Source organism: Halobacillus sp. B23F22_1 (genome assembly GCF_043497005.1).
In the GTDB taxonomy this organism is placed as follows: Bacteria; Bacillota; Bacilli; order Bacillales; family Halobacillaceae; genus Halobacillus_A.
In genome coordinates this window covers 1,072,857-1,090,120 of sequence record NZ_JBIEKE010000002.1, presented here as the reverse complement: position 1 = coordinate 1,090,120, position 17,264 = coordinate 1,072,857, and the positions used below count along the sequence as shown (strand labels likewise).

At 43.4% G+C, this 17,264-nt stretch carries 15 protein-coding genes; 14 read left to right on the top strand and 1 reads right to left on the bottom strand.

Translation table 11 applies throughout. From position 1 onward, the window contains the following. Window positions 1–296 precede the first annotated feature (296 nt). The 11 genes from hisC (at window position 297) to ACGTNH_RS13215 (ending at window position 11,890) form a co-directional block, all read left to right on the top strand. A complete protein-coding gene (hisC, locus tag ACGTNH_RS13265; protein WP_394587358.1) occupies window positions 297–1,418 on the top strand; it encodes a histidinol-phosphate transaminase in 1,122 nt (373 codons plus the stop codon). Between the two features lie 2 nt (window positions 1,419–1,420). Then, entirely contained in the window at window positions 1,421–2,491 is a 1,071-nt protein-coding gene (pdhA, locus tag ACGTNH_RS13260; protein WP_394587357.1) for a pyruvate dehydrogenase (acetyl-transferring) E1 component subunit alpha, read from the top strand. After that, on the top strand, window positions 2,488–3,489 hold the full coding sequence (locus tag ACGTNH_RS13255) for an alpha-ketoacid dehydrogenase subunit beta (RefSeq protein ID WP_394587356.1): 1,002 nt from the start codon (window positions 2,488–2,490) through the stop codon (window positions 3,487–3,489). Before pdhA ends, ACGTNH_RS13255 begins: the two co-directional genes overlap by 4 nt. Window positions 3,490–3,508: 19 nt before the next feature. Then, complete coding sequence (locus ACGTNH_RS13250) at window positions 3,509–4,723, top strand: dihydrolipoamide acetyltransferase family protein (RefSeq protein ID WP_394587355.1); 1,215 nt, start codon at window positions 3,509–3,511, stop codon at window positions 4,721–4,723. 31 nt (window positions 4,724–4,754) lie between these two features. Beyond that, window positions 4,755–6,173: a Na+/H+ antiporter NhaC gene (gene nhaC, locus ACGTNH_RS13245; RefSeq protein WP_394587354.1), complete on the top strand. Its 1,419-nt coding sequence runs from the start codon at window positions 4,755–4,757 to the stop codon at window positions 6,171–6,173. Window positions 6,174–6,188: 15 nt separating this feature from the next. Beyond that, a complete protein-coding gene (locus tag ACGTNH_RS13240; RefSeq protein ID WP_394587353.1) occupies window positions 6,189–7,061 on the top strand; it encodes a CE1 family esterase in 873 nt (290 codons plus the stop codon). Window positions 7,062–7,673: 612 nt separating this feature from the next. Beyond that, window positions 7,674–8,435, top strand: a complete 762-nt coding sequence (locus ACGTNH_RS13235) for a fumarylacetoacetate hydrolase family protein (RefSeq protein ID WP_394587352.1) — start codon at window positions 7,674–7,676, stop codon at window positions 8,433–8,435. Beyond that, a complete protein-coding gene (locus tag ACGTNH_RS13230; RefSeq protein WP_394587350.1) occupies window positions 8,432–9,166 on the top strand; it encodes a fumarylacetoacetate hydrolase family protein in 735 nt (244 codons plus the stop codon). The genes ACGTNH_RS13235 and ACGTNH_RS13230 overlap by 4 nt, the downstream gene beginning before the upstream one ends. 13 nt (window positions 9,167–9,179) lie before the next feature. Continuing rightward, on the top strand, window positions 9,180–9,557 hold the full coding sequence (locus tag ACGTNH_RS13225) for a 5-carboxymethyl-2-hydroxymuconate Delta-isomerase (protein ID WP_394587349.1): 378 nt from the start codon (window positions 9,180–9,182) through the stop codon (window positions 9,555–9,557). 630 nt (window positions 9,558–10,187) lie between these two features. Continuing rightward, window positions 10,188–10,304, top strand: a complete 117-nt coding sequence (locus ACGTNH_RS13220) for a symporter small accessory protein (protein WP_394587348.1) — start codon at window positions 10,188–10,190, stop codon at window positions 10,302–10,304. Continuing rightward, complete coding sequence (locus ACGTNH_RS13215; RefSeq protein WP_394587347.1) at window positions 10,301–11,890, top strand: sodium:solute symporter family protein; 1,590 nt, start codon at window positions 10,301–10,303, stop codon at window positions 11,888–11,890. Before ACGTNH_RS13220 ends, ACGTNH_RS13215 begins: the two co-directional genes overlap by 4 nt. Before the next feature lie 268 nt (window positions 11,891–12,158). Here the strand turns inward: ACGTNH_RS13215 and ACGTNH_RS13210 are convergent, their stop codons facing one another. After that, the gene (locus tag ACGTNH_RS13210) at window positions 12,159–13,052 is read right to left on the bottom strand and encodes a LysR family transcriptional regulator (protein ID WP_394587346.1); all 894 of its coding nucleotides are present in this window, start codon (window positions 13,050–13,052) and stop codon (window positions 12,159–12,161) included. A gap of 192 nt (window positions 13,053–13,244) precedes the next feature. Here ACGTNH_RS13210 and hpaE point away from each other — a divergent pair, with 192 nt between their 5' ends. The 3 genes from hpaE to hpaD are packed head-to-tail and all read left to right on the top strand — an operon-like array spanning window position 13,245 to window position 17,233. Continuing rightward, window positions 13,245–14,762, top strand: coding sequence for a 5-carboxymethyl-2-hydroxymuconate semialdehyde dehydrogenase (hpaE, locus tag ACGTNH_RS13205; RefSeq protein WP_394587345.1), 1,518 nt, complete (start codon window positions 13,245–13,247; stop codon window positions 14,760–14,762). Window positions 14,763–14,777: 15 nt separating this feature from the next. Continuing rightward, a complete protein-coding gene (gene hpaB / locus ACGTNH_RS13200; protein WP_394587344.1) occupies window positions 14,778–16,247 on the top strand; it encodes a 4-hydroxyphenylacetate 3-monooxygenase, oxygenase component in 1,470 nt (489 codons plus the stop codon). An 11-nt stretch (window positions 16,248–16,258) separates the two neighbouring features. Beyond that, on the top strand, window positions 16,259–17,233 hold the full coding sequence (gene hpaD / locus ACGTNH_RS13195; RefSeq protein ID WP_394587343.1) for a 3,4-dihydroxyphenylacetate 2,3-dioxygenase: 975 nt from the start codon (window positions 16,259–16,261) through the stop codon (window positions 17,231–17,233). Window positions 17,234–17,264: the final 31 nt, after the last annotated feature.

Sequence of the window (17,264 nt, the reverse complement as noted above, 5' to 3'; positions counted from 1 at the left end):
ACCTTTTTGTCTAATACTCTACTCTATGTAGGAAGAGTAGAAAGTGGAAAGGCTTTCGACTCATAACGACGGAAGTTGTGTTAGCTCCTATATAAGTTTCGTATTCTACCTATATGCTCCACCTGCAGTAACTTATGGATCCCCTGCTGAATCAGCCTCATATCTATTATTTTTCCCTCTTATTTTAGTGCGTAAAAGCAATATCACTTTAAATAACATTCTTGAGAGAAAATTTAGATAATTCTAAACTGAATTTGGTACCGTTTTTTTACAAATGGAATGAAGGAGGAAGAGATATGATTGAGCCCCGTCCACAGCTTAAAGGCATTTCGATGTATTCGCCTGGAAAACCAGTTGAGGAGTTACAGAGAGAGAAAGGGTTAACAAAAATATTGAAAATGGCTTCCAATGAAAATCCGTTCGGTTGTTCGCCCCATGCAGAAAAGGCGATTCGAGAAGAAATGAAGGAAATGACGAGGTATCCAGAGACGACGTCACCTGCATTAGCACTTAAGCTGGCAGCAAGACTAGGGATATCTTCAGAACAGTTCATTTTTGGCAACGGTTCAGATGAAATCATTCGCTTGTTAACCCGCTCGTACATAAACCAGGGAGACGAAGTTGTAATGGCGAGCGTGACATTTCCGCGCTATAAAACGAACGTCCTCATTGAAGGAGGAATCCCTGTTGAAGTTGGCATGAAGAATGGAATGCATGATCTTGCAGGACTGCTACGTGCGATCACCTCCAAAACGAAAATGGTATTCGTGTGCAATCCAAACAATCCTACAGGAACGATTGTGGAACGGCAGGCTTTGATGGATTTCATTGAACAAGTTCCTTCAAACGTCTTGCTCGTTATGGATGAAGCTTATTATGAGTATGCTGACAGTAAAGAGTACTTAGAAACATTACCGCTGCTTGATGACTATCCCAATATGGTTATATTACGGACATTTTCAAAAGTATACGGATTGGCAGCTCTTCGAATTGGATATGGAATCATGCATCCTGAGATCGTTCATCAGCTTAGAAAAGTGAAAGATCCATTTAATGTGAACCGGCTCGCGGAAGCGGCAGCATCTGCTTCTTTGGAAGATGAACCATTTTTGATTGAATCGATTGCAAAAAATAGAGAGGGACGGCGATATCTTACGCGTCACTTTGAAAACATGGGGTTAAACTACTTCACGACGCAGACGAATTTTATTATGGTCGACGTTGGATGTCCATCGGAAAAAATATATGAAGAGCTTTTAAACGCCGGGGTTATTATACGTCCGGGACATCTCATGGGCTATCCAACAATGATTCGAGTAACGATCGGTCAGGATGAAGAAAATGAATGGTTTATTCGTGAACTAAGGCAGGCTTTAAATAAGGAAGTTTTACCTTTAAAAGAGGAACAAGGAGGATGAACATGGGTGTAGAAAATCAATTTCCGATCGTTCAGTACGTGAATGAAAAAGGCGTACTAATGCATGAAGACACGCAACTTGATCAGTCCAGGCTTAATGAATTTTACCGGAAGATGCTGCGTGCGAGGATGATGGACAAAAAGTGTTTAAATCTTCAACGACAGGGCAGGATTGGCACGTATGTTCAGTATGAAGGTCAAGAGGCAGCTCAGGTCGGAAGTGCTTTAGCCGTAGAGGAAGGGGATTGGATGTTTCCCACGTATCGCGATCATGCAGCCACGATGACGTTTGGTCATTCACTCCGTTATTTGTTTCTCTATTGGAAGGGGCGGTTAGAAGGGAGCATCCCACCGGAGGGTAAGAACATTTTTCCACCAGCCGTGCCGATTGCTTCACAGCTGCTCCATGCAACAGGGACAGCCTGGGCGGAGAAAAAGAAGAACAGCGACCGGGTGTCAATTGTTTATTTCGGTGATGGGGCGACATCAGAAGGCGATTTTCATGAGGGGTTGAACTTTGCCAGTGTGTTTAACACACCTGTCGTATTTTTAAATCAAAATAACGGCTTTGCGATTAGTGTACCTATGGAAAAACAGATGAAATCGAAAACCATTGCTCAAAAAGGGCTGGCTTATGATATACCAAGTCTTCGCGTGGATGGCAACGATATAGTAGCAGTTTATTATGAAACAAAAAAAGCGGTGGCACGGGCTCGAAATGGAGAAGGACCGACACTCATTGAAGCCGTAACGTGGAGGTATGGCGCTCATACGACGGCAGATGATCCGTCAAAATATCGGGACCAGCAAGAGAGTGAATTCCGCCGGGAAACAACGGATCCTCTGCTGCGCGTGGAACGTCTTCTCAAAAACCAAGGCTGGTGGAACGACGAGGAAAAAGGGAAGATGGAAGAAGAGATTACTAAAGAAATCAATCATGCGCTCAAAGAAGCGGAAGACTTTAAAGTGGCTGACATCGATCAACTGTTTGATCATGTGTTTGCTGAACCGACATGGACGATTAAAGAGCAGCGAGACCAGCATAAGCGTATGAGCAAGGAGGTAAGCCAATGACAACTGTGGCGGCAAAAGTGAAGAAGCTGACGATGGTGCAAGCCATTACTGATGCGATGCGGACGATGATGCGAGAAGATGAGTCTGTCCTTGTGTTAGGTGAGGATGTTGGAGTAAATGGCGGAGTGTTTCGAGCAACGGAAGGCTTAGTACAGGAATTTGGTGAGGAACGGGTCGTAGATACGCCGCTGGCTGAGTCCGGTATTATCGGAACTTCAGTGGGGCTGGCAGTGAATGGATTCAAACCAATTTGTGAAATGCAATTTTTCGGCTTTATTTATCCTGCGTTTAATCAAATTATGACGCATGCGACGAGGATGAGACAGCGTTCACTTGGCCGTTATACAGTTCCAATGGTCATTCGCGCACCTTATGGAGCAGGCGTAAAAGCGCCAGAAATTCACTCGGACAGTGTGGAAGCTCTTTTTACCCATATACCAGGCTTAAAGGTCGTTACTCCATCGAACGCGTATGATGCGAAAGGACTCTTGATCGCAAGCATTAAGGATCCCGATCCTGTTTTATTTATTGAACCGATGCGCTGTTACCGTACAGGACGAACAGAGGTACCAGAAGACAATTATTCAATTCCATTAGGAAAAGCTTCTACAGTAAAAGAAGGAAACGATGTCACAATTTTAACGTGGGGAGCTATGGTCCAGGATACTGTGCAAGCCGTGAAAAAATGGGAGTCCACCCATGAAGCCACCTGTGAAATCATTGACTTGCGTACGTTGTATCCGCTAGACAAAGAAGCGATTAAACAATCCGTGGAGAAAACGGGCAGAGTTGTTGTCGTTCATGAGGCTCCAGAAACCGGAGGCGTGAGCGGTGATATTATTTCAGTTATTAATGATGCCGCTTTTTTTTATTTGAAATCCCCTGTGCAAAAAGTGACAGGATTTGATACGCCTGTTCCTGTATATTCGTTAGAGCAGGAATACTTGCCAGGTGCACGTAAAATCACAGCTGCTGTTGAGGAAACGCTGAAATATTAAGACAAGGGGGATCCGAGGAATGGAAGTTAAGTTACATGATATTGGAGAAGGTATGCATGAAGCGGAAATATTACATTATTACGTTAAACCAGGCCAACGGGTAAAAAATGATGAACCGCTTGTTGAGATTCAAACGGACAAAATGACAGCTGAACTGACCGCGCCAGCTGATGGAGTAGTAGAAGAACTTCGGTTTAATATAGGAGACGTAGTCGAAGTAGGAACAACAATCCTTTCGCTTCAAACGGCCAGCTCTCATACAATGCACACAGAACGCGAAGAGAAACAGCCGGCACTTGCTGCAGCTGTTGGAGCAGCAACGAGTACGAAACCCTATAAAACGGAAAACCCAAATAAACGAGTGCAGGCATCGCCGCATACTCGCCGAATTGCCAGAGAACATGACGTGAACATTGAAGATGTAACAGGCACAGGACCATCCGGCCGTATTACGGATGAAGACGTTTTCCGATTTTTGAAAGCGCATACATTAACGGAGGAGATGGTTGGAGAATCAGCGGATCCCCAGGTAGAAGATGCAGCAGAATCGGATTTTATTCCGTTTCTGGGACGCAGAAAGCAAATTGCCAAGAAAATGGTGCAGTCCCTTTATACAGCGCCCCATGTCACTCATTTTGATGAAATAATGATGACTGAATTACTATCCTTAAAGGATAACCTCAAGCAGCAAGGGGTGTCCATTTCTGTCGCTGCATTTTTTATAAAAGCGATTCAGCTTTCGTTACAAGAGCATCGCATCTTTAACGCCAAGCTTAATGAAAAAGAAGGACGTATTGAACTTGAACCTGTTTATAACATAGGGATCGCCACGGATACAGATGAAGGTCTCATCGTGCCGGTTATTAAAAATGTAGAACAAAAGGCTGTGGAGCGTATTCATCAGGACATGAAAGAGTTAACGAGAAAAGCAATGGAAAACCAGATAACTGCATCGGATGTATCCAAAGGAACGTTTACGATCAGTAACGTCGGTCCTCTCGGAAGTACCGGTGCGACACCGATCTTAAACTATCCGGAAACAGGGTTGATGGCTTTTCATAAAACGAAAAGGGCGCCTGTCGTCATTAACGAAGAAATTGTCATCCGTGACATGATGAATGTATCCTTTACGTTCGATCACCGTGTGGCCGATGGCGCGAAGGCCGCAGCTTTCGTCAATCAATTCATGGATTATATACATCATCCGGAAAAAATGCTCGTGAAGTTAGTGTAGTCGTTTGTTATAAAAAGTGAGGAGGCGTATTGTGGATAAAAGAACACCTTCGTTTGCCATGTCGCTCATCGTTTTCTTAACGGTTGTGGCCATTCTTGGCGTCAGCATTCTCGTATTTGAAGCTGCACCCCACATTCCGATTGTCCTGGTGGCTGTTATTGTTACGATTTATGGATTTAGGCTTGGTTACACATGGAAGGAATTGGAGAAAGCCATAACTAAAGGCGTAGCCCATGGCGTACCGGCTATTTTGATTCTTAGTTTAATTGGAATTTTAGTTGGGGTCTGGGTGCTTAACGGAACGGTGCAGACGATTACGTTTTATGGACTGCATGTATTGTCGCCTTCTATTTTTCTCGTTTCAGCTGTCATCATTACAGCTGTAGTTGCTACGATGACAGGAAGCTCTTGGAGCGCCATTAGTACGATAGGGATTGCCCTGATGGGGGTATCCTACGGTATGGAAATCTCACCAGCTATGACGGCCGGAGCGATTGTATGTGGTGCTATTTTCGGAGATAAAATGTCGCCGTTGTCAGACACAACGAATTTAACAGCGGCCACAGCTAAGGTAGATATCTTCCAGCATATAAAACATATGCTATGGACGACAGTGCCGAGCCTTCTAATTACGCTGGTCATATTTGGAGTCATTAGTTTTATGACGACACAGGATACAGCAAGTACGGGTAATGTAGAAGCTATGATTGAGACACTGAACAGTGAATACAATTTGACGCCTATTGCTCTTATCTCCCCCTTATTAATTATTGTACTTGCCTTTCGACGAGTCAGCTCCATTCCTGCTTTAGTGATTGGACTAATGGCAGCTGTGGCTACGACGTTTTATACCGTTCCAGGCATTACGTTCGGCGAGATTATGAGTACCGCTCACTTCGGATATACCGCAGAAACAGGAGATGAAGCGATTGACAGTCTGCTGTCATTAGGCGGTTTGGATAGTATGTTGTTTGGGGTGTCCCTTATTTTAATTGCCTTATCGTTTGGAGGCATTATTAAGGAAATCGGCATTGCTCAAGCCATTATTGAGGGCATGCGGAACTTCTTAAAAAGCAGGGGCAACGTCGTACTATCAACAGTCCTTTCATGCTTAGGCGTTAACGTGGCAGTAGGCGAACAGTATTTATCGATTATTCTGCCTGGACAGATGCTTGAGGACAGTTATAAAAACGCCAACCTGCATCCAAAAAACTTATCCAGGACATTAGAAGATGCAGGAACCATTATTCACCCGCTCATTCCATGGGGGGTCACTGGTGTGTTCATTATGTCGACTCTTAATATTGGTATGGGATATATACCGTACGCCTTTATTTGTTTCATTACGCCTGTCATCGCCATTATTTATGGATATACAGGTTTTGCCCTGCCTCCACTAAATGAAGATAAGGTTTTATATGAAGAACCAAAACTAGAAAAAGATGCATGATCGGAGAGAATAGCTATGAAATCACACGTAGAAGTGGCCAAAGATACCATCCCATCTAAAGATGGAGAGCGAAGTTTTTACTACACGCTTCCTTCTGCCCAGGGAGATTTGATCCCGCTTGTATTCTGCTTTCACGGAGCAGGAAGCAGCGCCAGGCAGCATATGGGGCTGACTCAATTTCATGAGCTGTCTGAAGGAGAAAATGCCTGTTTCGTTTTTCCTGAAGCTCTGCAGTTAGATTCAGAAGACCCGATGTCTAAACAGTTTAATGAAGGACGGAAGAAAAATGCCGCTTACCAACTCAGAGTGGATGATGTCGGGTTTGTTATGAGCATGATCGATTACTTCCGTTCATTAACGACGATAGATGAGGAACGCATTTATGTAACGGGCTTTTCTAATGGCTCAGCCTTCTCCATAAAGCTCGCGCTGGAATACCCCGAATTGTTCGCTGGTGTCGGAGGCGTAGCAGGACCCGTCGTAAGAGAAGTTGCTGAAAAAACAGACTGGAAAAAATCTATGCCATTTATCTTTTTTATGGGAGAAGACGATCCTGTTGTTCCTTATGATGGAAAAGAAGATCCAAGATTTTTGATTGACCAACTGTTGTCAGCGGAACAAACCGCGATGTTGTTTGCCCGCTCACTTCCTTTTCCTGTAGAAGAGGAGATTACCAAAGAGGGAAGCATTATACGGAGAAGGTTTTACTCCAAAGACGATACAAACGAAGTCGTTTTTTATTCATTGAAGGATGCTGGTCATACATGGCCGGGCGGCCCTGTAAAGCAGGAGAATTGGCTGGCCGGAAAAGTATGCCGTGAACTGAACGCCACTAACGTAATGTGGGAGTTTTTAAAAAAGCATGTGAAAAAGAGGCAGCGGCCATAAGTAAAACAGTGATTTCAAAATACAAATATTCGTATAAATGAAAATCATAAGCTGTAAAAATGGACGTCGTACCTTTCTAGGAAATTATTGAAGGACATATTGATGGTTATAAGTATGAAGTATTTGAACATACGAAAAGGTTTTGTAATTTGAACTCTAGTGATCCAACAATGAGCGTTTGATGGTGACGCCTGGTCGATTAAAACCGGCCAAGTCCTGTGGACAACATCGACACTAGCACGTCCGGTGCGTCTCGGGAACAGCGCGAGTTGAAAATCCATTTGGTCAAGTGAACTTCTTGACCAAATCAGCTGGGGCCGTGACCGCGGCAAGCACCATTCGACAAGCGATTCTAATTATTAGGTTAGAAAGAACTTTTTAAGTGGCCACAAGCGTTTTGAAGGAGCGGTGATGAAGATACTTTCTCGAACATAAATCATCCGAACAGATTTCTCCAGCATCTTACGGATGATTTTGTGCTTTATTCAGTTTTGTCAAAGTGTTTTTAATATGTTTTTCGTATGGTTTCTAAAGTTTATAGATATTTTATATATAAATGAGGGAGTGTTACTTTTAAACTATTAATATTTGATAACTGAAGGAGGAATGAGGATGAGTGTAAATGTACGCGCACGAATAAATAGCCGCCATTACGATGAACTGCTTTCTGCTTCTTCAAGGGACGGTATGCTTTATGTAGACGACGCTTCTATAAAATCCTGGGCTTCACCTGTTATCGGCACGGTCTATGGTACCCTTTTAAATGATCGTAAAGTGCTAGAAGCGATGGGGAACCAATTGAACGAAGCGCCTTACAAACAACCCCCGCAAGCACCTGTATTGTACATAAAGCCTATGAATACGTTAGCAGGCCATCAATCTGTTGTGGAACTCCCCGGAGATGCTGCCGAGCTTCAAGTAGGCGCAAGCATCGGAATTGTGATAGGAAAGCAAGCTGCTAAAATCAGTGAATATGAAGCCTATGATTATATTGAAGGGTTTACGCTCGTCAATGATATCAGCATCCCTCATGACAGTGTGTTTCGCCCGGCGATTAAAGAAAAAGCCCGAGACGGATTTTGTCCAATCGGCCCGTGGGTCGTTTCACAGACAGACGTTAAGCAGCCTGAAAGCTTAGAAGTTAACGTTTACGTTAATGGAGAGCATAAACAACAGTTTTTAACAAGCAGCCTCGTTCGACCTATACCAAAACTGCTTCAGGATGTAACGGAATTTATGACGCTTTTTAAAGGGGACGTATTAATGGTTGGATGCGGACACGATCAGCCCAGAGTCACAGCAGGAGATTCGGTTAGAATTGAATCAGCTGAACTTGGTGTTTTGGAAAATAAGGTCAGGAGGGACCAGTCATGAAAACGGCACGTGTAGCTTATGAAGGAAATATTTTTCAAGCTGCGTGGATCAAGGATCGCCTTAAGCTTTCAAACGGAAAAACCGTTGCTGAAGAAGAGGTAGTCTGGCTGCCTCCGATTCAGCCAAAAACGTGTTTTGCATTAGGGCTGAATTATATGGATCATGCCAGTGAACTCGAATTTCAAGCGCCTGAAGAACCACTTGTATTTTTAAAAGGACCGAATACGTTTATCGGTCATCGAGGCCGTACGAAGCGTCCAGAAGATGTGACTCATATGCATTATGAGTGTGAGCTGGCTGTAATCATTGGAAAGCAGGCGAAAAACGTTGAACAATCTGAAGCCTATCATTATGTAGCCGGCTATTCGATTGCCAACGATTATGCATTTCGTGACTATCTCGAAAACTATTACCGGCCGAACTTGCGTGTGAAAAACCGGGATCACAGTACACCTCTTGGTCCCTGGTTTGTTGATGCTTCTGATATTAAAGATCCGATGAATTTAAGGCTGCGTACTTTCGTTAACGGCGAAAAAGTACAGGAAGGATCTACAAAAGACATGATCTTTGGAATCCCCCGATTAATCGAGTATTTAAGTGAATTTATGACGTTACACCCAGGGGATCTTATCTTAACAGGGACGCCGAAAGGCACCGTAGATACCCAGGTGGGCGATGAAGTGATCACAGAAATTGAAGGGTTAGGTACGCTGATCAATACGATTGAATAGGGGGAAGATGGGTATGCCGCATATTATCATTGAGTATACGGATAATTTATCTGCTCATATGGATATAAGGAAACTGCTGGGAAATATAAACAAAGCGGTTATTGATCAGAAAGGCGTGTTTCCTGTTGGAGGGATTCGTAGTCGTGCCTACGAGGTGAAAGATTATTGTGTCGCGGATGGAAGAGAAAATGATGCTTTCGTCCATGCCAAGATTAAGATTGGTAAAGGTCGAAGTGACGATGAGAAGAGCAATGTGTGTGAATCTATTTTCCAAGTGATGGAAAACTATTTTAACGCCTATATGAGTGAGCATTACTTAGCTTTATCGCTTGAGCTCGCTGAGTTTCAACATGCCACTTATAAATCAAACAACATTCATCAGCGTTTCTAGCATGATAGGAAAAAACTGAATAAAGCCTAAAATCATTTGTCGGGGGATGCCTGCCGCGGGCGTCTTCCTCCGAAGGCTCATTGTGGCACTAACAGAGATCATATTTAAACACTCAATTAAAACGATGTCTGGCTAAATCACAGCTCATGTGATACAAATTGTTAAACTTATGAAGGAATAATTGGAGCAAATCACTTAATAGTTAGAAGAAAAGCGTTCTGTGTGGAATTTAATTTCCATACAGGACGCTTTTTTAATTCTATCTTTCATCGACCTTTAGTTATTCAGTGACCTCATAATAGTCCGCTTTTCGTTGCCGCGGCTTCAGCTTCATAGGAAAGCAAAGAGAGCTTTCCTGCTTGAGTCGGTTAGTGATGCTCTCGCAGGATTCTGCCCATTTTGACTATATTCATTTTTGAATGCCTTCTTCTTTTTAGGTGACAATTATCCTGTATGCCTACCCTTTATTTCATCTATATGAATTTCGTACTAGAAAGCAATATTATTAGTATTTATCAAATAAAACAGACAGTGATACTCTTTAATTGTTTCATATTTCTGACTATTTAATTTTGAAAGCGTTTACTATTTATCCGATAAACTTTGAATTTATAAAAGGGAGGAAATGCTATGTTTGGTTTTGATGATTTCTGGGTGGGGTTTGTATGGTTTGGAACAATTATTGCTCCCATCGTCTGCGTTCTATACGGCACTATGATGTGGAATAAGGGAGGGGAAGAGGAGTGAATATATCTATTTTACTCCCACTGGTTCTAATGTATATCGGCATTATGTCCTTTCTAGCCTATTACGGATATAAAAAGACCGTCACGAAGGAAGACTTTCTCGTCGGAGGCAGGAACACGAATCCGATTATCATGGCCCTGTCCTATGGAGCGACGTTTATTAGTACGTCAGCTATGGTTGGATTTGGAGGTGTAGCTTCTGTTTATGGTATGGGTTTGTTATGGCTGGCTTTTTTAAATATTGTGTTAGGAATTTTTGTAGCGTTTGCGGTGTTTGGTAAGCGAATTCGCCAGATGTCTTCCAAGATGAATGCAACCACCTTTCCTACATTTTTAGGAAAGCATTATGACTCCAAATTTATTACTGTTTTTTCGGGTATTATGATTTTTATTTTTATGCCGGCGTACACGAGTATTGTTTTGATAGGAGGCGGACGATTTTTACAAGAATCCCTCTCTCTTAATTTTAATGCTGCCCTGCTCGTCCTTGCTTTCATCGTTGCCGTTTACGTTATTTCCGGGGGAATAAAAGCGGTGATGTATACGGACGCGTTTGGAGCAGTAATCATGTTGGTTGGGATGTCGATCTTTCTATTTGTAACGTATCATGCCGTCGGCGGCTTATTTGACGGTCATCAGGCACTTCAGTCTATGAAATCGATGGTTCCTGAAGAGCTGGCAGCTGATGGTCACAACGGCTGGATGAGCATGCCGGACATGGGGTCCCCGATTTGGTGGACACTCGTTAGTACGATGATTTTAGGTGTCGGAATCGGGGTATTGGCTCAGCCGCAGCTAGCGATGAGAAGCATGACCGTGTCGAGTAACAAATCTCTTTATCGATCCGTCATCGTTGGTGGGATTTTTATTTTCTTTATGGCTGGAGCGGCTTACATTATCGGTCCCCTCAGCAACGTTTATTTTATGGAAAATAACGGACAGCTTGCTATTCAAGCGGCGGAAGGAAACACCGACCTTGTCATTCCACGCTTAATCAGCGAATTAATGCCCGAGTGGTTTGTATACTTATTTACGCTTACATTAATTTCTGCCACATTATCTACAGTCAGCTCATTAATTCACGTTCAATCGTCTGCATTTGGAGAAGATATTTTACGGACGATGGGGGTGAAGAAAGTGTTCTCAGGCAGAATCAGTCCGAACCGTCTAGGTGTAATTGTGGGTGTAGTATTGGCGGTTTTCCTGGCGTACGTTTTACCTGGCGGGGTAATTGCGCAAGCGACCGCTTTTTGGTTTGGGATTTGTGCTGCTGGATTTTTGCCGGCTTTAACTGGAGCATTGTTCTGGAAAGGAGCTTCAAAGCAAGGGGCTTCTGCAAGTATAATTGTTGGATTTTCCGTTAGTGTATTTGGCTTCTTGTTTTTAAAAAGCTCTCAATCTACGGCGTTTGGGGTTTCACAAGCATTGTTTGGCCGCGACTTTTTGCTTCCCTATCCTTGGACGCACATTGATCCTTTAGTTTACGCTCTTCCTTTATCTACACTAGTGTTTATGGGCGTAAGTGTGATGACGAAGTCTAAAGGAAAAACGGATTGGAAAAAAGAAAAAATAGACGCGGTGCAGTAATAAGAAGTCAAAATAAAATAGAACACAAATAATGATCCGAACGATTCTTATGAAATTCGTTCGGATCATTTATGTGCCGATTAAGGACTCTTCCCATCGCTCCGTCAAAACGCTTCGCATTCCTGTGGGATCTTCGACTCGTGCTGTTACGTTTTGACTACGCTAAGAATCTGCAATTATATGGATTCTATTGTTTTTCGTAAAAAAAGAAGGGATACCAGAAATCTCCTTTTGACTTTAAAGCAATTTGCTTCTCAAACCCGTTAAATCATACATAACAAAATTGATCTTCAAATGTCTGTATGAGTCGCTGGGAGGCTTTTGTTAAATAGCGGTCTTTTTGCCAGATGACAGCTGATTCTGCTTTGATCTTTGCCCCGGAAAGGCGATAGCTTTTCATATTGTGTAAAGCAAAAGCTTTCAGTGTAGATTCGGGCACAATGGTAGCTCCTACTCCACTCGAAACGAGAGACAATAACATCGTCGCGTCTGGACATTCACACGTAATATGTGGTTCCACACCGTGATCACGAAACTCCTCTACAATTAATTCAAATTGGCCTCTGCCGCTGATTCGGTGCAGCAGCATAAGCGGTACATCGCGCAGTTCCTCGAAATCTATCACATCTCCATTGCTGCTGATGTTCCATGACTGAGGTGCTACGAGTACATAGGGCTCAGAAGGAAGCCTTAACATGTTAAATTCTTCTGACTGCATCGGCATACGAACAATCGCAAGCTCGATTTCCCGGTTTTTAATGCATTCTTCTAAAAAATAAGTATCTCCCTCGCGAAGCTGATACGTCATATTAGGATGCTGTATTTTAAAGACGTTCAGCGCCGTACTTAAATACGAAAAACAAGACTTTGTTGAGCCAATGTGCATTTTTCCACGCATGCCTTCACTTGTTTCCCGGACTTCCACCAGCGTTTCATCAAATTCAGTCAACAGGCGTCCGGCTTTCTCGAAAAGGATTTCACCTGCTTTCGTCAACTCCAGCTTTCGTCCCTGACGGTCAAACAGCTTCAAGTTTAATTCTTCTTCCATAAGCTTAATTTGCTGGCTGAGAGGCGGTTGGGCCATGTGCAGTCTTTTGGCGGCTTTCGTTACTTGCTGCTCCTCTGCAACCGTTCTGAAGTATCGCAATTGTTTTAAGTCCAACGTCAAACCCCTTTCTTTTATTTATACTTTTTATGTATAGAAAGTAAATATTATAGATATTTTCCATATACTTTTTGATGTGATAACTTGAATATACAAAGTTTATCGAATATTTGCAAACTTTTTTGAAAGGGTTTGCATTTCTAAAAACACATAAAGTAAACGCTATCATTATTAAAGGGAGGATCATTTATGAGTGACTTGCATATAGCGACAGATGTGAAACGAAAGGCACTGGCCAATGTTCAGGATGTTCAACTGTACATAAATGGCCAATTCCTAAACGCAGACTCAAATCAAACATTTGATAACATCAATCCATTTACGAATGAAAAAATCAACAGTGTTGCCTCAGGAGGAAAGGAAGACATCCATAAAGCAGCTATGGCGGCGAAAAAAGCATTTAAAGGCGAATGGGGGAAGATGAAGCAAAGTGAGCGTCTTGTTTATGTTTATAAAATCGCAGACTTGATTGATGAGTACGTAGAAGAACTAGCGCCTTTAGAATCTTATGATACGGGCTTGCCGCTTAGCATTACGAAAAAAATGGTGAGCCGTGCTTCGCAAAATTTCCGTTTTTACGCTGAGATGGTATCAAGCCGCATGGTAGGTGATGCTTATCAGGTCGATAATGAGTTTTTAAATTATACGATTCATAAGCCGGTAGGCGTGGCGGGGTTAATCACGCCGTGGAATGCACCGTTCATGTTAGAAACATGGAAAATTGCTCCGGCGCTTGCTACAGGAAATACAGTGATTTTAAAACCGGCCGAATGGTCTCCGCTTACGGCGAATAAACTTGCTGAAATTATTGATCAAGCCGGCCTTCCAGATGGAGTGTTTAATATCGTTCATGGCTGCGGGGAAACAGCGGGGGCTTCCCTTGTTGCCCATGAAGACGTACAGCTGATTTCTTTTACGGGTGAAACGACGACAGGCTCTGAAATTATGAGAAACGGAGCTGATGCGCTCAAGCGTTTCTCCATGGAACTTGGCGGTAAATCTCCTATTATTGTTTTTGAAGATGCCGATCTTGATCGAGCGTTAGATGCTTGTACGTGGGGGATTTTCTCCTTTAACGGTGAGCGCTGCACGGCGAATTCCAGACTTTATATTCACGAGGACGTGGCAGATGACTTTCTTGCTAAGTTAAAAGAACGCGTTGATCATATTAAAGTTGGGGATCCGCTAGACGAATCAACTCAAGTCGGACCGTTAATTCATAAAAAGCATAGTGAAAATGTGAAAAGCTATCTTGAGCTTGCGAAAGAGGAAGGGTGCGATGTATATCAGGGGAGCGTACCTGAAGAGTACAGTCAAGGCAACTATGTTCCGCCGACTATTTTACTCAATGCTGATAACTCGATGCGTGTGGTACAGGAAGAAATCTTTGGCCCGGTTTTAGCGGTGATGACGTTCAGGGATGAAGAGGAAGTGATTGAATTAGCGAACGATGTACGTTACGGATTAGCCGGTTATGTATGGACAAAAGATATTCAGCGCGGTCACCGTGTCTCACAAGCAGTTGATGCGGGGATGCTCTGGATAAATTCGCAGAATGTCCGTGACTTACGAACACCGTTTGGCGGTTCGAAGCATAGCGGCATCGGACGTGAAGGCGGTTATTATGCGTTTGAATTTTATACAGAAATGCAAGTTGTTCACGTTGCACTTGGAGACCACCGCATACCGCAGTTTGGTAAAAAATAAAGGGAGGAATTTACGATGCCTGCAAAAACTGGAGCTCAATATATCGATCGATTAAAGAAAGCGAAAAACAATGTGTACATTGGCGGCGAGCGAGTGGAGGATCCAACGACACACCCGGCTTTTAAAAATGTCATTCAATCGATGGCGAAGCTTTACGATACGCAGTATGAAAAACAAGATAAAATGCTGTATACCTCTCCAAAGACAGGTGATCAGGTCGGGATGACGTTCTACCGTCCGGAAACGATAGAGGATCTGGTTAAAAGAAGAGAAGCCATTCAAGAATGGGCTCGTCTGTCCGGGGGGATGATGGGGCGTTCTCCTGATTACTTAAACGCTGAAGTCATGGCAATGGGTGTAGCGAATGACTTATTCGCTGAAGATGATCCGATGTTTGCAGAAAATGCGAAAAATTATTATGACTACGCGCGTGAAAATGACATTAGTTTAACTCACACGTTAATCCATCCTCAAGTGAACCGTCAAAAAGCACAGCACGAACAGAAAGATGCGAATGTAGCCCTGCATTTAGTAGAAAAACGCAGTGACGGTATCGTAGTGGATGGTGCCCGCTTATTGGCAACGCAAGGCGGCATTACGGATGAAATTTTAGTCTTCCCTTCCACTGTGAAAAAGGCGGGAGAGCTTGATGATCCGTATTCACTAGCCTTTGTGGTCCCTAATAACACACCAGGCCTTAAATTTTTCAGCCGTGAATCGTTTGACTACGGAAAAAATGAATGGGATCACCCGTTAAGCAGCCGCTTTGAAGAAGGGGATGCGATCGTCTATTTTGATAACGTTTTTGTGCCGTGGGAGAAAGTGTTTGTATGCGGCAATTCATCGATTTGCAACCGGACGTTCCTGGAAACGAATGCTGTTGTTCATATGTCTCATCAAGTCGTCGCTAAAAATATCGTGAAAACGGAATTTGTGCTCGGTGTAATTTTAAGCGTTATGGACTCCATCGGCATTGATAAGTTTCAGCACGTCATGGATAAAGGCACAGAAGTGATGCTGATCTTGGAAAATATGAAGTCTCATCTATACAAAGCGGAGCATAACGCGAAATTAGATAAATGGGGAACGATGACCCCTGACTTTGAAGCGTTAAATGCCGCACGTAATTGGTACCCGAGAGTGTATCCGCGTATGACGGAAATTCTTCGTATTCTTGGTGCTTCCGGTTTAATGGGGATTCCTTCTGAAGCTGATTTTCACCATGAAGAAATGGGGCCATTACTTGACCGCGCGCTGCAATCTAAGAATCTTGAAGGCTATGATCGTGTGAAGCTTTTCCGTCTGGCTTGGGACGTAACAATGAGTGCATTTGGCAGCCGGCAGACTCATTATGAATATTATTTCTTCGGCGATCCGGTAAAAATGGGCATGACGTACTTTGAACAATTTGATAAAGAGCCGTATAAAGCGTACGTACAGGATTTTTTAAATAAAGTAAAGTCTTCAAAACCGACTAATGTGTGAGGAGTGAGAATGTGAGCTTTGATATTATTCGTTCCGGACGCGCTGTGTTACACGTAACGGACCTGGAAAAATCCCGCAAGTTCTACGATGCGCTTGGTTTTATTGAAACAGAATCAGACGAAGAGCAGATTTTTCTTAGAGGCTTAGAAGAGCATAACCATCATAGTCTGCTGTTAAAGAAAAAAGCTGAGCCGGCACTGGAAGTTATCAGCTATAAAGTACGCTCAGAAGCGGACCTGGATCACCTGGCAGCTAAGCTTGAGCAGGATGGCTATGAAATAAAGTGGATCGATCAGCAACAAGCGCTTGGCCGTGCTTTCCGTTATCAAGACGTGTCCGGGCTGCCAGTTGAATTTTATGCCGCCATGGACACTGTGGACCGCAAACTGCAGCAGTATGAACTGTATAAAGGGGCGAAAGTACAGCGTATCGATCATTTTAATTGTATGGTGCCTGATGTGGAAGCGGCCCAGGATTACTATATGAAGGAACTCGGATTTGCCTGCTCGGAGTATACCGCCGGCGAAGAAGATAAAGTGTGGGCTTCGTGGCTGCATCGTAAGCCAAGTGTTCACGACGTGGCCTTTATGAACGGGGAAGGCCCGCGGCTTCACCACGTCGGATTTTGGCTGAAGGATCCGATGAGTTTAATTGATGGCTGCGATGTACTTGCCTCTTTAGGCTATGGTCCGAACATTGAGCGCGGCCCGGGCCGTCATGGTTTATCGAATGCCTTCTTCTTGTATTTAAGGGATCCTGACGGTCATCGTATTGAATTGTACAATGGCGATTATTTAACGAGTGACCCGGATTTTAAACCGATCCGCTGGGACTTAGACGATCCGATGCGTCAAACGTTCTGGGGGCATGAAGCGCCTGACTGCTGGTTTGAGGAAGCGACAGAAGTATTGCATGTCCATAAGGAAGAGAAAGTGGGACTAAAAGCAGCGAAGTTGAAAAAGCGTAAACCAACCTTTGTGATCTAAAGACCAGGCTCAGGCAAGAGTCAAATCAATA

Coding starts and splice junctions, on each gene's coding strand:
- pdhA (WP_394587357.1), top strand. CDS start 1,421: ATGGGTGTAGAAAATCAATTTCCGATCGTTCAGTACGTGAATGAAAAA.
- ACGTNH_RS13240 (WP_394587353.1), top strand. CDS start 6,189: ATGAAATCACACGTAGAAGTGGCCAAAGATACCATCCCATCTAAAGAT.
- ACGTNH_RS13225 (WP_394587349.1), top strand. CDS start 9,180: ATGCCGCATATTATCATTGAGTATACGGATAATTTATCTGCTCATATG.
- hpaE (WP_394587345.1), top strand. CDS start 13,245: ATGAGTGACTTGCATATAGCGACAGATGTGAAACGAAAGGCACTGGCC.
- ACGTNH_RS13235 (WP_394587352.1), top strand. CDS start 7,674: ATGAGTGTAAATGTACGCGCACGAATAAATAGCCGCCATTACGATGAA.
- ACGTNH_RS13230 (WP_394587350.1), top strand. CDS start 8,432: ATGAAAACGGCACGTGTAGCTTATGAAGGAAATATTTTTCAAGCTGCG.
- hpaB (WP_394587344.1), top strand. CDS start 14,778: ATGCCTGCAAAAACTGGAGCTCAATATATCGATCGATTAAAGAAAGCG.
- hisC (WP_394587358.1), top strand. CDS start 297: ATGATTGAGCCCCGTCCACAGCTTAAAGGCATTTCGATGTATTCGCCT.
- ACGTNH_RS13220 (WP_394587348.1), top strand. CDS start 10,188: ATGTTTGGTTTTGATGATTTCTGGGTGGGGTTTGTATGGTTTGGAACA.
- ACGTNH_RS13250 (WP_394587355.1), top strand. CDS start 3,509: ATGGAAGTTAAGTTACATGATATTGGAGAAGGTATGCATGAAGCGGAA.
- ACGTNH_RS13255 (WP_394587356.1), top strand. CDS start 2,488: ATGACAACTGTGGCGGCAAAAGTGAAGAAGCTGACGATGGTGCAAGCC.